This window comes from Sphingobacterium detergens (genome assembly GCF_003610355.1).
Lineage (GTDB): Bacteria > Bacteroidota > Bacteroidia > Sphingobacteriales > Sphingobacteriaceae > Sphingobacterium > Sphingobacterium detergens.
The window spans coordinates 174,072-194,631 of sequence record NZ_RAPY01000007.1 but is presented as its reverse complement, the minus strand read 5'-3'; the positions used below and the strand labels follow the sequence as shown (position 1 = coordinate 194,631).

Genomic DNA, 20,560 nt, shown 5'->3' with positions numbered 1-20,560 from the left:
CTCATCTGGGATTCCGGATGAGCCTTTTTATTTGATGTCTAATATCCTTTTGCCGTATCATCTCCACGAGGATCGGCCCCGGTCTGCAATTTGCCGTTTGGAAGGATAAGAATATTTTCTACACGTCCTATTGTTCCTCTGGGATTTATCACATAGCCGTCTTTTGTCAATTTGTCCCGTAGTTTTGTGTCAATCGCACCTTGCTCAACATCAATACGGTCAGGTAACCACTGGTGATGGAATCGGGGTGAACTGACAGCAGATTGTGCATTTTGTCCAAAGTCAATCACATTTAATATGGTTTGGAAAACGGAGGTAATAATAGTTGATCCACCGGGTGTCCCCACCACCATAAATAGTTTACCATCCTTTTCTAGAATAGTAGGTGTCATTGAACTCAACATTCTTTTCCCAGGCTGAATTTCATTTGCCTTTTCTCCTGTCAGACCATACATATTAGGTACACCGGTCTTTATTGAGAAATCGTCCATTTCATTGTTTAATAAAAATCCTGCGCCATCTACGATAACACCAGATCCATAGGAATCATTGAGCGTGGTGGTGATAGAAACTGCATTTCCCTGCTCATCAACAATATTGAAATGAGTTGTTTGCTCACTTTCGTATCCCGAAATAACATCTGCATTGACGTTTTTACTCAATGTTGCCTGATGGAAATTAAACGGATTCAGTTTAGTGGCATTTGTCGTGGAATCTATCAGTTGTTGTACAGGGACATTGATAAAATCTGGATCCCCTAAATACTTTGCTCTATTTGCATACACATAGCGTTCTGCTTCAACGATGACACGTATGGTGGAGTCCCTCTGGAATCCCCAGCGCTGAAGTGGGAATTGTTCAACCGACTTTAATAAGGCCAGTAGGGAGGTTCCGCCGCTCGATGGTGGAGGCATAGAAACAACCTTGTGTCCTCTATAGCTCGATGCAATCGGGGCACGCCAGACTGCCTTATAGCTCGTTAGATCCTCATGGGTAATGATCCCTTTACCTTTATTCATTTCTGCAATGAGCAGATCGGCGGTTTTTCCTTTATAGAAGCCGTCACGTCCTTCATTAGCGATTCTTTCGATAGTATTGGCTAGATCTTCTTGTACAAATAGGTCACCAGTTTTCCAGGTTGTATTTTTGATAATTGCGGCACCAGTGGGATTCAGCTTCACAAATCGCTCTTTATGGCTTTCAAACTCGCGGGCCTGCCTTTCACTGATCTTGAAACCTTTTCGCGCAAGTTCAATTGCGGGTAAGAGCAATTCTTTCCAGGCTAGCTTCCCATATTTCTGATGGGCGTCCCACATGCCGGCGACAGAACCGGGCACACCCGATGCGAGCGCACTGTATAGGCTCAAATCAGGGATAACATTCTTTTGTGCATTCAGGTACATATCCCGGTGAGCCTGTTTAGGCGCGGTTTCCCGAAAGTCTAGTGCGTCGTACTGCCCCTTATTGTTGCGATATAGCATAAAACCACCGCCACCAATATTTCCTGCATTTGGATATACTACAGCAAGGGCAAACTGCACCGCAACGGCAGCATCAATGGCATTTCCTCCCTTTTTTAGCACCATGACACCAACTTCCGAAGCTATGGGGTGTGCTGTTACCACCGCCGCTTTGTTGAATGTCTCGGGGCTAGTTTTATATGCGTCAACCTGCCTGCGGGTATTGGAACATGAAGCGAATAGCAAACTTCCTATTAGCGAATAAATAAATAGTTTATTCATAATATCTGCTCTAAAATTGTGCGTAAGATTAATATTAAACCTTGTATACCTCTGAAAAACAAAGGTGTTATTTTAATTTTTCATTGTTTTTATGACGGTCTGCATCCCGGATAGATTTCTTTTGCAGGTTCTTTTCCAATGCTTCGGTCAGGTCTATGCCCGTTTGATTTGCAAGACACATTAAGACAAACAATACATCGGCCATTTCATCAGCCAGATTAACCTCTTTATCTGATTTTTTGAAAGACTGTTCACCGTATTGTCTGGCCATGATCCGAGCCACTTCGCCAACTTCTTCCATAAGCATGGCAGTATTTGTCAGCTCATTGAAATAGCGTATCCCCGTTGTATTGATCCATTTATCAATTACTTCTTGTGCTTCTTTGATTGTCATTTTTTCGGATTAAGTAGTTTAAAAATTGTCCTTATCTTTTGTATCCATAATGATGGTAACGGGACCATCATTCAATAGATTGATTTTCATGTCAGCTCCAAATACGCCGAGCTGAACAGGCTGATCGATCAGTTGAGAAAGCAATTTGGCCATTTCTTCATACAGCGGTTTGGCGGTATCAGGTTTGGCCGCGCGAATAAATGATGGCCTATTTCCTTTTTTTGTCTGGGCGAATAAGGTGAACTGAGAAATCAGTAAGATATTACCACCGATATCCAGTATAGATTTATTCATTAGTCCCTGCTCATCTTCAAAAATCCGTAGGTTAACGAATTTTTGTCCCAACCATTTTAAGTCTTCAATTGTATCGGCTTCTTCTATTCCCAATAGGATCACTAAACCTTTTTGAATCTGGCCGGTGATCTGTTCGTCTACTGTACAGGAAGCATGTTTTACCCGTTGTATTACTGCACGCATAATGAAAAGTATAAAACCAAAGTTAAAAATTCCCATCGTCAAACACGATCCAATCTAGCATTTATTGGTGCCAAAATAAAAAGCCACCTTATCTATTTAAGTTAAGGTGGCTTTTATATATACAGGATCTTAATTGTTAGAATTTGATATTCAGGCCTAACATAAAATTTGTAGGTGCCTGTGGGAAGTAGAAATTGTAATATTTTCGGGTATCGCCATCCATCCCACCAAAGGTGTAACCATTGGTTTCATACTTTTCGTTCAGGATGTTGTTGATCTGTAAAGTTGCATTGATGTTTTTGATGCCTAACGCGGTGAAGCTATAATTCGCCAACAAATTGTTGACAAAATAAGAAGAAATGCTTCTTTCTTTTGCGGATGAATTATCAAGATATTGCCGTCCAACATATTTGGATAGCAAAGAAAATGTGAGCGACTCAATAGGACTGTAGGCAAAGTTACTGGAGAGTATAGTTCCCGGGGAAAGCGCGATGTCCGTCTTCGAATAGAAAATTTTGGTATCGGGGCTGACACCGTTGATATCTTTCACAATTTCTTCGAAATTCTTAATTCTGTTTTGACTGAAGCTGGCCGTCGCCTTCCAGTTCAATTGCTTACTGATGTTCCAGGTTCCGTCAAATTCCAGCCCGATTCTATAGCTGTTTTTCACATTTTGGCGGATAGGAGAACCAGTATCACTGATCTCACCTGTTGGGATCAATTGGTCATTATAAAACATGCCATATCCATTCAATCCAAATTCGAATTTAGTGTTGTTGAATCTATACCCGATTTCGATATCCTGCATTTTTTCTGGCGTTGGATCTGGAAGTTTGCTGTTTTTCTCTATGAAATCCTTCCGGACGGGTTCTTTTTGCGCAAAGGCATAAGAAGCATAGATATTTGCATGGTCATTTAACAGGTAGGTTGCTCCTGCTTTGGGATTTAGAAAATTGAATTTTGGGTGGTAATTGTAATTTTTGACCTTATCATCATCGCCATACATGCGGTAGTCTACATTTCGGTATTGCACGTCAGCCATTAGGATCCATTTATCCAATTTGTAATCCACTTTTAAGAAATTGCTGAAGTCATTTTTCTGCGATTTACCAAAATAATATTTGTCGTCTATAAATCCTGTCGAAGCATATTGAGCCCAGATTACCTCACCATAGTGCTTTCCTCGATATTGGTTGTATGCACCGCCCCATATAATTTCAAGCTGATCGTTGGGTTTGTAATTAAAGGCATAGGTCATGCCGTAGAAATAATTATCTAACCATCTTCTACGGACTAGATCTGTTTTTTTGATGGTATCCTGACCAATAATGACGTCTGGCAGTCCATATTTACTTAATTTATCCCCCGGTCTCATCTCCTCATAGTAGCCATAACCTCTTGTATAATGTAAGGCGGTATTCAATGTGAGTTTATCACTGAGGATATTGGTATAGTGAATCTGGTGGTGCTTTTGGGTATAGTTATCCGTTTGGTTTTTGTACGTATAAAGGTTATAGTTTCGCCCAGCATTCATAAAACGGTCTTTTTCTGTCCCCGATATATATAAACCATTATCTGCATAATCATCCATACGGGATCTGTCTCCAGTAATCAAGGGCTCTGGTACACCGTTCCAGGCTTGGTAGGTTTTCTCTTTTCCCCAAAATACGATCCCTTTTAAAATATGTTTCTTTCCATAGTAGCCTCCATCGATATAAAAGGATTGTAAATCTGAAGAAGCTCTTTCAATATAACCGTTGCTGCTAATCCTAGATAACCGTGCATTGAAAGCAAATTTGTCGTTGATCAAACCGGTTCCGAGCTTTAAGGTGTTTTTCCAGGTATTATAAGAACCGAAAGAATTATTGAGCTCAACATAGGGTTTTTCGGCTAAGGTATTGGATTGAATATTTAAGGAAGCACCGAAGGAACCAGCACCATTTGTCGAGGTTCCAATGCCCCGTTGCACTTGAATGCTTTCGGTAGATGATGCGAAATCAGGAAGATTGACAAAGAATGAGCCCATGCTTTCAGCATCATTTAGTGGAATTCCATTAAGCGTGACATTGATACGCTGGTTGTCAGACCCACGAATGGTCATGTTTGTATATCCTATGCCGGCTCCTGCATCGGAGTTGACCTGGACAGAAGGTGTTTGATTCAATAGATAGGGGATATCTTGCCCTAGATTGTTTCGGGAAATCTCTTCTTTTGAGATATTCTTGAATGTTGTTGGGGCATTCTTTTTGGCTCTGGTAGATACAACGAGTACTTCTTCTGTACGAATTGTTTTCGGATCAAGTTGGACCGTCAATTCCATATCGCGCTCAATGTTCAGGTTTTGGGTCCAGGTATGATATCCTATAAAAGAAACTTGAACGGAATGCTTCCCTTTCTGGATATTATACAATTTGATCAGACCATCTTTGTCCGATTTGGTTGTAAATGAAGCCTGTCCATCCAGGGATACTGATGCATTTTGTAGCGGCCTTTGTGTGTTCTTGTCTACGGTCTTAATCGTCAAATTGTGTTGAGCAACAGCAATTTGGATAGAAACAGTAGCTAAAGCGCTACAAATCAAAAATTTGATCATGTTGATGTATTTTGTTTAAGTTAAACAAATCATAGAAAGGGGTCACTATGATCGTTCTATTTAACTAACCTCTCCCTCCGCCAGCATTACCTGGATCAGGTGCACAGAACTTAATCTGTTGGGTATAATCTCAGCCCTTATTTGTGTTTCTGACAAAACAAGGCACCCCTATTCGATGGTGCGAATATATACATTAAAATCGGAATGGTATAACATGATGTGTTTTTTGACAAAAGGACAGTCTAGTTAAAAATTTGTTAAAATTTCCTTATGGTTTAAAGTTTTACGTTTAGGCTTGTTTTTGGTATTTATTGTTCTTTTTAGGTACCTTGGCATAGAGTTTTCTACTGTTAGTATGTATTCATATCGGTCAAAAATTTTTAATTACTAATTTGAGAGTGAGGAGATAAAATGTTAAAATATTTAAGCGCAAATTATATTCTACCGGTCACTTCAATGCCAATAAAAGATGGTATTGTAGCGGTAGATGAAGAGGGGGTAATTCAGGGTATTTACGACCCCGCATCGTTTACTTTGAATGATAAAGTCAAGATCGAAAGGTATGATGGCGTTATTATTCCAGGTTTTATCAACGCCCATTGCCATCTTGAATTGTCACATATGAAAGGTGTGGTCCCTAAAGGTACCGGTCTACCGAATTTCTTGAGTCAGGTGATGACTTCACGCAGTGCTTCAATGAAGAAAATGGATGATGCAATGGCAAAGGCGGATAAAGAAATGTATGAAAATGGTATTGTAGCTGTGGGCGATCATGCGAATACAGATAACTCTTCTACACTGAAAGAGGAATCGCAAATACTTTATCATACGTTTGTGGAAGTCATTGGTGTTGAACCTGAGGAAGCTGATTTTAAATTAAAAGAAGCAAAATCGTTGACGCAAGAATTTAGAAATGGCCATGTGTCGATTACACCACATGCACCTTATTCCTGTTCAAAAGCTCTTTTCAAAAAATTCAAAAAAGCTGTCCCTGAGACGAACATCATTAGTATTCATAATCAGGAGAGTGATGAAGAGAATAAATTGTTTAGATACAAGACAGGTGAGTTCCTGGACTTCTATAAGAGTATCGGAAAAAATGCAGATTCTATTAAAGCACAAGCCCGGAATTCGATCCAGTCTTACTTACCTTATTTGCCTTATCCGAATAAGTTGTTGTTAGTTCATAATACGTATACTTCATTAAAAGATTTGGATTTTGTGGAGCGTATGGATCGGGATGTTGTGTGGTGTTTGTGTCCGAAAGCAAATTTATATATCGAGGGTGCTTTACCTAAGATTCATAATTTTATAAATGCTGGACAACCCTTAGTTATCGGAACGGATAGTTTGGCATCGAACGATACGCTTTCAGTATTGGAAGAGTTGAAGGCATTGCATGAACATTTCGAAGATTTGGATTTCTTGCAAACCATTCAATGGGCTACAATCAACGGGGCTGTTGCGTTGAATATCCAAGATAAATATGGATCTCTGGAAGTAGGTAAAAAGCCGGGAGTTGTTTTGCTCCAAGGTATGGAACACATGCGTTTGACAGATAAAGTTAAAATCAAACGTTTAGCATAGTATTTAATTCCACAAAAACTTCTGTACTTTTGCTCTTATGAAACATTTGAATATTTCAATAAGGGGTAAAGTACAGGGAGTCTTTTTTCGATTGACGGCCAAAGCTGTTGCAGATCAGGTTGGTGTAAAAGGCTTTGTTGTCAATCAAAAGGATGGATCTGTCTATATTGAAGCTGAGGGTGACGATTTTGCACTCGATTCAATGATGGACTTCTGCCAGGAAGGTCCAGAGGATGCAAATGTTGAAGCTGTTGAAGTTGAGGAAGGTGAGCTGAAAGGCTTTTCTAATTTTGAAGTGATTAAAAGAGTTCAATCTTAATTCTTTCCGTTTTGTCAGTATTAAAAAAATTCGCCGGGCAGACCATGATTTATGGGATGAGCACGATTATAGCACGTTTGCTTTACTTCGTGATGACGCCCCTGTATGTCAATAAATATCCTCCTGCTTCTTATGGTGTTGTTACTCAGATGTATGCCTGGGCTTCGATGATCAATGCGGTACTCGCATTTGGTATGGAGACGACCTTTTTCAGGTATCTCCAAAAGGTCGATGAAAAGGATAAACCCAAAGTCTTTAACAATAGTTTTATTGTCATAGCTGTTCTGGCAGTGTTATTTTTTGTAACAGCATTTGTTTTTGCCGGTACAATTGGTACATGGCTAAAAAAAGGAGAGTATAGTGCAGATTTTGAGCGGTATGTGAAATATTTTGCCTTGATATTGGCAATGGATGCCTTGGCCGTAGTTCCTTTTGCAAAATTGAGATCCGAGGGAAGACCAATTCAATTTGGGGTGATCAAATTAGCGAATATCGGTATCATGGTCTCTTTAAATCTATTCTTTATTATGCTGGTTCCTTATCTGATTAAACAGGGAGGGGCTATCGGGACTTGGTGTTCAGGTTGGTATCGCGATGAATGGATCGGATATATATTTATTTCTAATATTGTTGCTAGTGCTGTTACCTTATTGCTGCTTTTACCTCAGATGAAGGGATTTTCTTTTAGACCTGAGAAGCAATTGATCCTAAAAATGCTATCCTATAGCTCTCCGATCTTAATAGCCAATATTTCATATATAATTAATGAAAACCTGGATAAGATCGTTCTTCCGATTTATTTGCCAAAGGATGTCGGTGATCAAGATTTAGGTATATATGGAGCCGTGGGTAAATTGGCGATGTTTCTGAGTATTTTTGTTCAGGCTTTTCGTTTAGGGGCTGAGCCATTTTTCTTTTCATATTCAAAAAATGCCAATGCAAAGAAAACCTACGCAGTAATCATGGAGTATTTTGTCATTGTTATGATGTTGGTGATGCTGGGAATAACAGCAAATATAGATTGGTTAAAATATTTTATAAAGGGAAAGGACGAGGTAACGCGGGAGTTATACTGGTCGGGCCTTTTTATCGTTCCTTTGTTGCTGTTTAACTATGTTTTATTGGGTATCTATATGAACTTGTCGGTATGGTATAAGCTATCTGACCAAACACGTTATGCACTCTATATATCACTTGTAGGAGCCGTCATCACAATAGTTGCAAACTATTATCTGATTCCTAAATACAGTTATGTCGGTGCGGCGATTGTTACATTTATGGCTTATTTTTCAATGGTGGTACTTTCCTATTTCTGGGGACAAAAAAATTATCCTATTCCATATAAACTGGGGAAAATATTGGCATATATCGTAACGGGTATATTGTTCTCCTACCTTTCCTATTTTGTATTTCAGCACAATGTCGTCATCGGAAACGGTTTGCTGATTGTTTATATAGCTGGTGTATTTCTGATGGAAAAGAATCAGCTGAAGCAATTCATTAAAAAAGGAGCTTAGAGAAAAAGAAGCAGTCCAGAGATGAAATCGAATCTCGCCCAGAATTGAATATCTGAAAAGAGGAAACGGGGGCGGGTACAAATGATGTTAAATAAAAATGTCGCATTGATATAAACTCAATACGACATTTTTTATTGCTAAGCCTTACACCATTTCGGATGTAAAGTTATGTTCAATATCATGGAGTACATCCAAAATTTCGTCTTGCGTTTGTAAGCTGACAAGTTTCATTCTGGATTCTTTAAAATTCGGAATTCCTTTGAAATAATTTGCGTAATGTCTCCGCATTTCAAAGATCCCTAATTTATCACCTTTCCATTCGATGGATTTGTTTAAGTGTGTTTTACATACCTCGACACGTTCGGCAATTGTAGGTCCCTCCAGGCGTTCACCTGTATGGAAGAAATGTTTGATTTCTCTAAAGATCCATGGGTAACCAATTGCAGCACGACCGATCATAATACCATCAACCTCATATTCTTGTCTCCAGGCAGCGGCTTTCTCCACCGAATCCACATCACCGTTGCCAAAAATTGGAATCTGAATGCGTGGATTGCGTTTGATATCACGGATCATAGACCAGTCTGCCTGACCTTTGTACAATTGTGCACGGGTACGACCATGTATTGCTAATGCTTTGATGCCGACATCTTGCAATCGCTCTGCTACTTCGTATACATTTTTGGTATTGTCATCCCAGCCAAGACGGGTTTTTACTGTCACGGGCAGATGAGTTGCTTCAACAACAGCTTTAGTCATCGCAACCATTTTATCAATGTCTTGCAATAAGGAAGAGCCAGCTCCCTTACAGACCACTTTCTTAACAGGGCAACCGTAATTGATGTCGATTAGATTTGGATTTGCTTTTGTGCAGATTTCCGCTGATTGACGCATACTTTCAATATCTCCACCGAATATCTGGATACCAATGGGCCGTTCATATTCAAAAATATCTAGTTTTTGAACAGATTTAGCCGCATCACGAATCAGTCCTTCTGAGGAAATAAATTCAGTATACATTAAATCAACACCATTTTGTTTGCAAACATACCGAAATGGGGGATCGCTGACATCCTCCATCGGAGCAAGTAACAATGGGAATTCTCCCAATTCAATATTTTCACCAATCTTGACCGACATCTTCAATTTTTTTTTACAAAGGTACAAAATTTGGTATTAGTATAAAGTTAGCTAACTGTCATGAGTTTAGAGCCTACTTTTTATGTCTTCAGAACCCGTAGCGCGTTGTGCTGTTGCGTTCTGAGAACCACCGAAACGGTAGCTGAAAGATAAGATGGCGGTCCTACTGTCGGGGTTAGATCTACCGATGAGCCTGATGGTCGGGGAGATGGTTTCATATCGTCGATTGTTGGTTCTGAAAATGTCGTTTACGACTAATTTCAGCGTGGCTTTTTTATTGAGGAAGTTTTTTTGGATGCCAGAATAGACCTGTCCGTAGCTTTTGATATGACTGATCCCTACCGTCAAGCCAGACACATAGTTGCCCCCCAATTCAATAGACCAATCCTTAGGCAATTTGAAGGAATTTTGGCTGTTTAGACTTAATGTATTGCCCTCGCGGACAATTAGCCCATCTTCTTGTGGCAATTCATATTCATTCCGATAATAGTTTGCAAAATGTGTTGCCGACCACCAGCTGGTAAATTGGGTCGGGGCAATAAAGGAGATCCCATAATTTTTAAAAGAACCTATATTCTCGGGCCTTTCAAAAGTAATATAGGGATTAAGTGGATCTCTGCCCAATATTTCGTTGACAACATTTGACCGCTGGGCATAATTCAGCGTTAAGACGTATTTGCTTGCGTAAGTATAACCTAGTTCAAAGGAATGTTCGTATGCTGGGTTTAAGTTTGAATTTCCCTCAGCATAGGAAAAAGGATCTGTGTATACCCTGAATGGATTTAAATCCCAAAACGAAGGTCGTTGTACGCGATAGCTGTAGCTGGTCTGTACTTTATGATTGTCATTGGCTGTATAAGTGAAAAACGCTGCTGGGAATAGTTTGAAATAGGATCTTTCAAATTGTTCGTTCAATGTAATTTGATGACTACCTGTACGGGTGTGTTCACCACGAACGCCTATTTGCGTTGAAAACTTATGCCAGCTTTTTGATAGATTTAGATAACCCGCATGAATAGTCTCTTTGTAGATAAAGTGATTACTTGTACCCAGATCCGGAACATATTGATCATTTTGTAATGTATCATAATGTAGATCGTTTTCAGTGCGTACGTAACTGCTCTTCCAGCCAGCTTCCAGTTTATATTCTTTTGGAAGAGGAAGTGTATAATCTAGCTTGGCGACATATACCTTATTGTCTGAGGGGATATCACCTATTCTGGAGGAGCTTGCAGGCGGTGTTGAAGCTCCGACATTGTTGTATGCCGTATTCAGCTGCTGATCCATTTTTGAATAGTGGTCAACAAGGTCAAGATCTATTTTTAATTCATGGCCTTTATCATTGAGCTTTAAATTATAATTGACATTGTACAACATATCTCGCCAACGCTCCTTGCCCTCCGTGATGGTCGTGGATGACCATACTAAATTATCAGTATTAAAGTTTCGGAAACTATTCGTGGTAGGCTCGTACTTTGGAAATTTCCCGAATCCTCCATTAATTAAGAAACCTATCGTCTGTTTGGGATTTATGCTGTAGTCCATGCCGACTCTAAAATTATTAGATCGAAGTTTGGGCTGTATGGTGTTCTCCTGCTGTGAATACGATTCAGGGACTGATCCTTGATCAGTGTAAAAATAGCGTGTAAGTGAGTTATAATATTTCAGATTTTGGAAATACTGATTATAAATCCCGAATACATTGATTTTTTCTGTACGATAATTAAGGTTTAGACTCCCGCCAAGATGTGCTCCTCTACCGGCACCGGCATTAGCCGATACGGAACCATTAAACCCTTGTTTGAGTCCTTTCTTTAATACAATGTTGATGATACCTGCGGATCCAGCGGCATCCTGTTTTGCATTTGGATTGGACATGACCTCGATTTTATTGATGTCCATTGAGGAGGTGCTACGTAGGAGATTGGCCAATTGATCGGCGGACAGGTATGTAATTTTCCCATTGATCATGACCGTCGCTCCAGATTTACCTTTAATACTTAGCGAACCACTTTCGTCGACAGCGACACCAGGAATCTTGCTAAGTAATTCCAGTCCGTTGTTGCCGTCTGCGAGCATTGAGTTTTCAATATTGAAGACCAGCTTGTCCTGTTGCTGTTCGATAAATTGTTTTTTTCTTTCGACAACGACCTCGGCGAGATAAGCATTGTTTTGCAATAATAGGATCTTGCCAAGATCATACTCGTCAAAATGTTCGTCCAACCTGAAATGGGGACTGAAAGTATCCTGATGGGTAAGGCTTTTGACTTTAATAAAATAGCTGCCCGCTTTTGTATTGGTAAACCTGAAATTTCCGGTACTATCTGAGCGTGCCGTACTAGCCAGTATTCCATCATTGACGTGATAAAGCGAAATACTTACATAAGGAATGGCCTGTTTATCTTCGCCCACAGTCTGTCCCTTGATATGATTTGCTTTTTGAGCTTGGCTTGTAAATAGGGTACAGATCCAAAGGAGACTTAAGAGATAACGGAGGATATAAGGCATGATTATATAATTAAGTTGTTGCTAATTGTGGACGTCTTGTTTTTTTTGTTGACTTTTTTTTCTTTCCCCACCAGATGTAGAATCCTGTTATAGGCAAAGTCGCACAGATAAGTGATGCGATGAAGTAAATTATTTTGGTGGTCATTCCACCGATAAAACCAGTATGGAGGGCGTAATTGGAACGCATGAGCCATTCCGTGGTATTGGCTTCATCAATTGGTCCTTGTTTGCGCCCGGTTAGTTCCAGTGTATTGCGGTCAAAATTAAGGTCTCTCCAGCTTCCGTTGGCCATGTCCGTGCAGGCATACACCGCTTTATCGTCTTTTTCGGGGTAGTGGACAATAACAGCTTCTTTGTTGAATTTTGCATATTCATGACGCACTTTATACCAGATCTGATCAGCAACTACCAACGCATCATTTAGCGGTTGATCTGGAAGCTCAGGTTTATTATTCTTTTCCGTTTTTGGTTTGTTGGGATAGCCTCCCGTCATCCAAACGACAGAACTTCGAATCCAGGGAAAACTCATGATGAGCCCTGTAAAACACATGACGAATGCGATTGTTAGCGCATAGAAACCCAGTACGTTGTGGAGGTCATAATTGACACGTTTAAATTTAGCTTTCCATTTGATGGTAAAACTCTGTTCTCTCGATCTACGGTTCCATTTCTTTGGCCACCATAATACTAGGCCTGTAATCAGTAGTATGAAAAAGATAAAGGTGCTCCAGCCAACGACCTGCCTGCCTATTTTTGTGGGCATCCAAAGATGACGATGCCCCTCATCCATGAAATGGAAAAAATCCTCATGGTTGACAATCGCCAGCACTTCGGCTGTATAAGGGTTTACATAGACAAGACTGTCAGAGTGATCTAGACTTACTTTAACTGATTTGTCCAGACCATAATACCAGGAACTCGCAATTTCATAATCAGGAAGCGTCGCTTTAACAGATTTATAGATCGCAGATGGAGGAAGCTGTTCTTCCGATTTTTGAGCTGTGACCTGAATATAGTTTGTGGTTAATTCTTTGATATCATGTTCAAAGACAAGTACGCAGCCTGTAATTCCTAAGATGATAACAGGAATACCCGCAGCGATTCCTAACCAAAGGTGTAGCCAGGCATTAATTTTACTGAGCATAATGGGAAACGATTTTTTATAATCCGATCTGCACATGTTGGTCGGCAGATCGGATCATTGCGGATGATTAATAACTGATTTTGCTCATTGATGATACTTGGGATATCCCAGTAAATTTCAACCCTCTTTTTGCTGAAGCGTTGTTGATATCAATGATGTAGGTGTAATATTGTTTGTCGTCTTTATCCTGACAGGTATAGTAAGCCTTAGCGCCACCTTTGTCAACATATACGACATCTTTATAACCTTGTTGTTCATGTGAAGGAATCTCTATGATTTCTGTCATTTTTTTTGTTTGTATATCTACGATATATAATTTGACAAGACCACCGCCTACACCTTCGGACTGTTCACCCTTGTTGTAGATCGTCATTAAAAATTTATTGTCTTTGAGATAACTACCTCTTGCTATTTTACCCTTTCCAAGAGATTCGATATCGAAATAATAATCTTTATCAAATTCATCCGTTCCTTTTTTGATTCTTAGGAATCCAGATTTGTTTTTTGTAGCCAATGATGCTTCATTTGCCGAGAACCATACATATGCATCACCTTTATCGTCTACTGCTAAACCTTGTTGAGCAAACCAGTTTCCGATATGGGAACCTCTTCCATCACGGATTGTTTTTTCAAATTTAAGTTCAGGATAAGAGAAGATACCGATATAGGTTGTATCTGTCGTCGTAAAATCTCCGCCCCAGTTATTTGAACCATCTCCAGATTGGAAAGGAATATAGACCTTATTACCTACTTGGAATACACCTGTCCAGATCGCCATGCGTTTACCTCCCAATACTTTGGAAAGATCGACCGTGTTTTTGTTGGCGATGGAGAAATTTTGAGCATCATAGTTTCTTAGCGTCGCGACAGGATTTACCATGCTTCGGTTGGTTGTCCCTAAAATCACATTTTTATCACCGAAATTACCATAGATACCTGCGGTTTCGGCGTTTACCTGATCATCTTTAAGTCTTTGCAGATCGCCTTTGGCATCAATAGCATAAGGAGTTATCGGGCCTTGGCCACCGTATGTCAGACCAAAAACATGGTTGTTTTGATTAATAAAAGAGAATTCTGTTGCTGGCATACCGTTACCCACAATACTTAAATTACCTTGGCTAACATCATCCGTAGTAACAATATAAGTACCCGATGAACCTGACTCCGAGCTCCCTTGACCAGTTACAATAAAGACAAATTTTTCCTTCTTTTTCGAGTTCCCTGAATCTTCTCCTCCTTCAACGGGCTTGTCCTTTGAACAAGCGGTAATTGTTAATACGCCACAGGCTACTGTAAGCAATCTTAAGTAATTTGACTTTTTCATTTTGAGTTATTTAATAAATTGTGTGTTATTTTTTGCGTATAAAGTATCTGAATTTGACATTGAAAGACCGACTAGGTTTCTGCATTTCAAAATTGTCGTATCGTGTTGCGTCGGTTAGGTTATTACATTCCAGCGCAACATTGTATTTTCCCGAAGCCATTGCATAGACAATGTTGACATCGTGAGATAGCTGTTCGGGAATAATGAAACGCTGTGCTGGCGTGCCTAAACTTGGAAAGTCCAAAAAGAAAGCATGAATATATTGGAGGTTGTAACCGATCGTCAATGTATTATGTTTACCTCCGAAGTGGTGCAAATAATAGGCAGCATCTGCATTACCATATAAATATGGGATATTAGGCATGCGATCCTTGTAAACACTGCTTTCTACGAGTTGACCGGGCTCATATTTCGTGTTATTGATTATATTTTGGTAGGTTAGATTACCACCGATTGAAAACTGATTTTTATAGAAATATTTTAGATTAAGATCTACTCCATTATTGAGGACACTCCTTAAATTGAGGTATTTACTCTCTCTTTTGTTGTTTGAGCTTAATGGGCTGATGTAGAGTCTTATAAAATCAGTTGCATTTCTATAGGTATAGTTGGCATCTATGATGATATGATTATGCTCATTCCATTTTTTTGTGTAGGAGAGACCGACATTGATGTTATGGCTATTCTCTGGTTTAAGTGTTGGATTTGCACTCAGATCTTGTGCATCGCCAAATAATTCGTTGTTTTCAGGTAATCTGGAAGCTTTCTCATAGGAAGCTTTCAATTGTAGGGTTGGATTGACAAAGTAGGAAGCCGCAAAGCCATAGCCTAATTTATTGACCGTCGTTTCTACATTTTTGTAGATTTCATTTTTCTTGACTTCTTCAAAGTACTTACCTTTTTGATTGTAATTTTTTGCAAATACATTTAAATCCCATTGATCGGCTATGTTGGTACGATAACCTAATGCAGTAATATTTTTTGTGGTTTTTCGTGGCAACTTATTGATTTCGAGATCTGGGTAATATTTATCTTTTCCTTTGCGGTCAAAGGTTGTCAATAGGTGATTGACCATAAAATGGTGTTTTTCATTGATCGCATAGGAGAGATTGGCAATGAAGTTGCCATTGTTATTGTTGAAACGATAATCGCGTAGTTCGTTTTCACCTCCGGGAGCATTAGGGTTATTTTTATCTTTGGGTTCACTCTCTCCGGACCAGGTAAATCTTCTATTCACTGTGTCGAGGCTGCGTTCTTTACCGAGGTTGTATCGGCCAAATATGTTGACATCTAGTCCCTTTACAAATAGATCCTTTTTGATATATTTTACACTGGGTTGGATGATATTTCCTAGGGCTTCCCTGCCCCCATAAACATCGTCCATGTGGTTTCCGGTCTGGATTTCTTTTTTGTTTTCACCCAGTGTTATTCCAAAAAGTAGCTGATCTGCATATTTCTTGTTGGAGACCCCGATATTATAAACCATAGTTTCATTTCGGTAGGTATCATGAAAACGCCTTCTTCTTCCATTGGTATATTTTCCGGTGTTAAAATCAGCGGTCCGCACATTTACCCAGTAATTGTTGTCCGAATAGTTTTGGAAGGCCGATAAGGTCATCGTTAATCCGTTATTCGAGATGTATCCCGCATTTACCGCAGTCTTATGTGTGTTGAAGGAACCATAAGAATAAGAAGCATCAAGGTACTTACCAGGGTCATTTTTGGTGACAATATTCACAGCACCACCCAAAGCATCGCCACCCAGCCATACCGGAACAACACCTTTATACACTTCCACACGCTCGGCAAAATTGATCGGGATATTATTCAATTGAAAGGATGAACCAAAATTGTCCATCGGAATGCCATCCAGAAATAGTTTCACCTGATTGCCGGAAAATCCATTAATACTAAAAGACATATTTGATCCGACACCGCCAGACTCTCTCAAACGTACACCCGAGACTCTATTAAGTGCCTGACCGATATCTAAAGTCGTATTGTACAGTTTTTTTGCATCTATTGCAGAGACATTGTAGGGTTGTCGTGTTACTTCACTTGTAGTGGATCTACCTATAACTTCAACTTCCGCCATGATTTTTTGATCTGGGGTCATTTGAATTCCGGATAGATCAATAACATTTTTACTACAGGTTACTGACCGATTTATGGTCTGATATCCGACCGCGGAAATTGTAACCTGATGATTACCGAAAGAGATTCCGCTTATTTTGAAAAAGCCATTTTTGTCTGCTTTGGCTCCTTTATTTGTACCTGATAGGACAATTGTTGCCCCATGAATAGGCTCGTTTGATGTATTGGTAACACTACCTTTGACTTCGGCTAGTTGTTGGGAATGTGAAGGAAATGATATGATTAGGAAAAAGAATAACCATACTACTTTAAATTTTGACATTACTTTATTTAGATTAATTACATATAGAGAAGTTGCGTAACTCTAAATCTACCGAAGGTCAAATAAGTAAATAAAAATTATTATTTTTTAATAAGCTGAATATCAGTTAGAAATTTAATGTAGACGGTCTATTCTAACAATAAAATCGGTCGCTTGATCTAGGGTAAGGCCAACCTGAATATTTTTTGATTTGATATCATAGATCCAAACTTGATGCTGATCCTTTGCATCGTCTATTGTGATATAGGCTTTCCCATTTTCGACAAGAACGGATTCTTTGCGTGTCCCCTTGTCGAAAGGGAGGTTTAATTTTGTCGTAGTTTGGCTGATAAGATCGACCACATAGTACTCAAATTGATAGGTGGAATGATGATCGCTAAAGTCGGTGTAGCGATCTCTACGTTCACTACGGACGATAGCCTGATTGTTGCCCAAATACCACATGCCATAAGCATGATTGTGTGTTTTGGCTGTTAGATTGAGAAAATAGGTAGGGTTGATGTGGGTGGAATTGCTGTCAATTCTGAAAATTGCGGTAGGTTTTGATGGGCTGTTGCCTAGTGCTATACCAGGGCAGGACATAAAATAGAAATTGCCATTTTCGTCATGGAAGCTATAAGATTGAACAGTATTGACTCCTCCGGGGTAAGAAGAACGAGTATCTTTTTGTACATTTTCTAATTGTAAAGTCGTCTTATCCAGTGTCGCAATATACATTGTATCTATTGTGGTAAAGTCAGTCTCATTAATCACTTTATTAAAGGTATAACCGATCAATAACTGTTGTTGATGTATGGTGCCAAACCCGACAGAAAGAATCTTAAAGTCCGCTGAGGCTGAAGGTAGTTTTACTTCTTGCTGTTGGTTGATTTTGAAATCGTTGACCGTAATTTTAGAGACCCATAGCCGACGGTTTGTTTTGTTGTCCGAAGTAAATAGGAGTAATGTGTCTCGATCAAGCCAGTTTATATTTTCAATATGCTGATCTTGCATAGCCAACTGTGCAATTTCCTTTAATCCATTTGATTGAAGTGTATATTTTCTGAATTTTCCCGCTCTTAAAAAATAAAAATGCTTGTCCTTAACGATGATGCTTCGATCGAATTGCTGTGTCGGAATGTCTATGCCATTTTTTGAGATGGTTAGATTTCCACTATCAACGGTATTTGAGGTGATGATCGTGTTTCCGAGATCTTTATTCATCGTATAGAGACTGTACTTCCCGTCGATATTTCTCCCCCCATCTTCCGTTCTGCAGCTTATTACTAAATGAAGTAATAACAAGGATAAGAATAGCGTGAAGCGGTTGGATAGCATGAGTGTATGGACTAATTGAGGTTTTTCTTATTTAGATGATATTAAATTGTATTTTCAGTTCGTGTTGAATGGTAGGGGCTAAAAAAGTAAGTTCCGATTTGGAGATTATTACCTGCTTGCCATTTTTTTGTGGTTTTAATACAAAATATGTTTCCCCATGTTTGAGTTCTTTCTTTTTATCTGTTCCAGAAAAGCTAAATGCAAAATTTTTTTTGGGAATGAACATCATATTGCCCGAAGTTTTGAATTCCCCGGTATCCGTATTGATCTCAGCCCGTGCATTTTTACCGAGGATGATATTGTAACTATTCTGGTTAATATATTTCAGTCCAGCACTTGTTCTGTTATCAAAGATGGCGGCAGTGTTTTCGGCATCCTTACTGAATTGATAAAAACCAAAACAGAGTAAAAATATAATACTGGCTGCTATTCCAATATATTTAAAGTTATATTTTTGGGGAGGAACTATTGTTGGGACTTCGGACTGATCAATATGGCTGCTCAGCTCGGCCCAGATATCCGTTTCTAATTTTGTTTTTTTAGTGATGGAAATAGACAAGGGCTCCGATTCGAGGGTATCATCCAATAACCATTCCTCCACAAGAAGTTGTTCTGCGGGAGAGCATTGGCCTAAATGATATTTCTCTATGAGTTTATGATCTATTTTCATATAATATACTTCCTGACAAAAGTACAGGATTTCTTTTGTATAGCTAAATTTAGGATATATATTCCGTTAGTTCTGTTTTTAATGTTTTTAATGCTCGTGAAATATGGTATTCTACCGCCCGTTCGGAAATATAGAGCTTATGCGCGATTTCCTTGTTGGTGAGCCCCTGTTCTCTGCTCATGCGGAAGACATTTTTGCATTGTTTGGGCAAACTATCGATCAGATGTGATATCTTCTTGGCTAGTTCATCAGCGATCAGCGAATTATCTACGTAATGCTCTTCTCTTGTATTTGAAATATTGTCCAGGTGTTGTTGTCGTGATACTTTATTGCGGATGTATTCAAATGTTTTGAGCTTTACTGATCTGATCAGATACCGCTCGACCTCTATGAGACGAAGCTCTTCACGTCGTTCCCAAAGAGATTTGAAAACATCCTGAACGATTTCCTTGGAATGTTCTTCATCTTTGATACTGCTCAGGCAAAAGGCAAACATACCTTCCCAGTGTTGAAGATATATTTGCTCAAAACCTGCTTTATCTATAATAAAAAACTCTTTTTCCAAAATACCAGTTCTCTGCTTGTTCTGACGCAAAGATAGGCTTATTTAGATTCGTTTTAAATAATTTCTAAATTTCTTTTACGAAATCCTTGATCGCTTTACCCGGATCTGCAGTTTTCATAAAATTTTCACCGATTAGAAAGCTTTGGAAACCAGCTTTTTTCAATGCTTTAATAGTCGTGGGATCAGAGATGCCACTTTCAGAAACTTTAATATATTCGGATGGAATTTTATCCAAAAGCTCGTACGAATGGTTTAGATCTACGGAAAAATCTTTTAAGTTTCTATTGTTGACACCAATGGCATCAATATCGTCGAAAAGATTATCCAAAAGTTCCTGTTCATTGTGTACTTCAAGCAATACATTGAGTCCGATCTGATGTGCATAGGCGGCAAACTCCTGAACTTCTTCCTTTTTGAGGCAGGCTGCTATTAGAAGGATGACATCGGCACCATAAGCCTTGGCCTCAGTAATCTGATATTTGTCGACAATGAATTCTTTACGCAAAATAGGGATGTTAATTGCTTCCCTTGCTTTCGAAAGATCTTCAAGATTGCCCTTGAAAAACTCCCCATCGGTCAGCACAGAGACCGCCGAGGCACCAGCTTCTTCATAAGCCTTGACAACATCTTCGACTTTTGCCGTACTGTTGATATCTCCTTTTGAAGGTGATGCTCGTTTATATTCAGCTATAATTCCTGTTTTTTGAGGATCTAATATAGATTCCCGTAAAGAAAGACAGGCTACATTGAAATAGGGATAGTTCAACAGCTCTTCGAATGGAACTAAGGCCTTCGCCTTTTCTACTTCTATTCTTTTTCGTTCAATGATTTTATCGAGTATCGTCAT

16 protein-coding genes are annotated in these 20,560 nt (G+C 39.2%); 3 read left to right on the top strand and 13 right to left on the bottom strand.

Annotated elements, in window-relative coordinates; genetic code table 11:
- Positions 1 to 38: 38 nt before the first annotated feature.
- The 4 genes from ggt to DFQ12_RS25300 form a co-directional block, all read right to left on the bottom strand.
- Positions 39 to 1,742, bottom strand: coding sequence for a gamma-glutamyltransferase (gene ggt, locus DFQ12_RS25315; RefSeq protein ID WP_120261811.1), 1,704 nt, complete (start codon positions 1,740 to 1,742; stop codon positions 39 to 41).
- Positions 1,743 to 1,809: 67 nt separating this feature from the next.
- Entirely contained in the window at positions 1,810 to 2,136 is a 327-nt protein-coding gene (locus DFQ12_RS25310; RefSeq protein ID WP_077438193.1) for a nucleotide pyrophosphohydrolase, read from the bottom strand.
- 18 nt (positions 2,137 to 2,154) lie between these two features.
- Positions 2,155 to 2,613 carry a D-aminoacyl-tRNA deacylase gene (gene dtd, locus DFQ12_RS25305; protein ID WP_120261918.1) on the bottom strand — a complete coding sequence of 153 codons (459 nt, stop codon included), beginning with the start codon at positions 2,611 to 2,613 and terminating at the stop codon, positions 2,155 to 2,157.
- 136 nt (positions 2,614 to 2,749) lie between these two features.
- Positions 2,750 to 5,206: a TonB-dependent receptor gene (locus tag DFQ12_RS25300; protein ID WP_120261810.1), complete on the bottom strand. Its 2,457-nt coding sequence runs from the start codon at positions 5,204 to 5,206 to the stop codon at positions 2,750 to 2,752.
- A gap of 411 nt (positions 5,207 to 5,617) precedes the next feature.
- Between DFQ12_RS25300 and DFQ12_RS25295 the strand changes: the two genes are divergently transcribed.
- From DFQ12_RS25295 to DFQ12_RS25285, 3 genes are read left to right on the top strand one after another with little or no spacing between them, the layout of a single operon-like run.
- Positions 5,618 to 6,793: an amidohydrolase family protein gene (locus tag DFQ12_RS25295; RefSeq protein WP_120261809.1), complete on the top strand. Its 1,176-nt coding sequence runs from the start codon at positions 5,618 to 5,620 to the stop codon at positions 6,791 to 6,793.
- 37 nt (positions 6,794 to 6,830) lie between these two features.
- Positions 6,831 to 7,112 carry an acylphosphatase gene (locus tag DFQ12_RS25290; RefSeq protein ID WP_120261808.1) on the top strand — a complete coding sequence of 94 codons (282 nt, stop codon included), beginning with the start codon at positions 6,831 to 6,833 and terminating at the stop codon, positions 7,110 to 7,112.
- 44 nt (positions 7,113 to 7,156) lie between these two features.
- Complete coding sequence (locus DFQ12_RS25285) at positions 7,157 to 8,629, top strand: lipopolysaccharide biosynthesis protein (RefSeq protein WP_120261807.1); 1,473 nt, start codon at positions 7,157 to 7,159, stop codon at positions 8,627 to 8,629.
- Positions 8,630 to 8,773: 144 nt separating this feature from the next.
- Here DFQ12_RS25285 and dusB read toward each other — a convergent pair whose 3' ends face one another.
- The 9 genes from dusB to trpC all read right to left on the bottom strand — a co-directional run bounded on the left by dusB (position 8,774) and on the right by trpC (position 20,560).
- Positions 8,774 to 9,769 (bottom strand): tRNA dihydrouridine synthase DusB, encoded by a 996-nt coding sequence (gene dusB, locus DFQ12_RS25280; protein WP_120261806.1) that lies wholly within the window; start codon positions 9,767 to 9,769, stop codon positions 8,774 to 8,776.
- Positions 9,770 to 9,835: 66 nt separating this feature from the next.
- On the bottom strand, positions 9,836 to 12,277 hold the full coding sequence (locus DFQ12_RS25275; RefSeq protein WP_120261805.1) for an outer membrane beta-barrel family protein: 2,442 nt from the start codon (positions 12,275 to 12,277) through the stop codon (positions 9,836 to 9,838).
- Between the two features lie 10 nt (positions 12,278 to 12,287).
- Positions 12,288 to 13,421: a PepSY-associated TM helix domain-containing protein gene (locus DFQ12_RS25270; protein WP_120261804.1), complete on the bottom strand. Its 1,134-nt coding sequence runs from the start codon at positions 13,419 to 13,421 to the stop codon at positions 12,288 to 12,290.
- Positions 13,422 to 13,488: 67 nt separating this feature from the next.
- Positions 13,489 to 14,745 (bottom strand): DUF4374 domain-containing protein, encoded by a 1,257-nt coding sequence (locus DFQ12_RS25265; RefSeq protein ID WP_120261803.1) that lies wholly within the window; start codon positions 14,743 to 14,745, stop codon positions 13,489 to 13,491.
- A 25-nt stretch (positions 14,746 to 14,770) separates the two neighbouring features.
- Entirely contained in the window at positions 14,771 to 17,161 is a 2,391-nt protein-coding gene (locus DFQ12_RS25260) for a TonB-dependent receptor (protein WP_120261802.1), read from the bottom strand.
- 114 nt (positions 17,162 to 17,275) lie between these two features.
- Complete coding sequence (locus DFQ12_RS25255; protein WP_244211849.1) at positions 17,276 to 18,364, bottom strand: DUF4374 domain-containing protein; 1,089 nt, start codon at positions 18,362 to 18,364, stop codon at positions 17,276 to 17,278.
- 145 nt (positions 18,365 to 18,509) lie between these two features.
- On the bottom strand, positions 18,510 to 19,148 hold the full coding sequence (locus tag DFQ12_RS25250) for a hypothetical protein (RefSeq protein ID WP_120261800.1): 639 nt from the start codon (positions 19,146 to 19,148) through the stop codon (positions 18,510 to 18,512).
- 49 nt (positions 19,149 to 19,197) lie between these two features.
- Entirely contained in the window at positions 19,198 to 19,743 is a 546-nt protein-coding gene (locus DFQ12_RS25245) for an RNA polymerase sigma-70 factor (protein ID WP_244211848.1), read from the bottom strand.
- A 34-nt stretch (positions 19,744 to 19,777) separates the two neighbouring features.
- Positions 19,778 to 20,560, bottom strand: a complete 783-nt coding sequence (trpC, locus tag DFQ12_RS25240; RefSeq protein ID WP_120261799.1) for an indole-3-glycerol phosphate synthase TrpC — start codon at positions 20,558 to 20,560, stop codon at positions 19,778 to 19,780.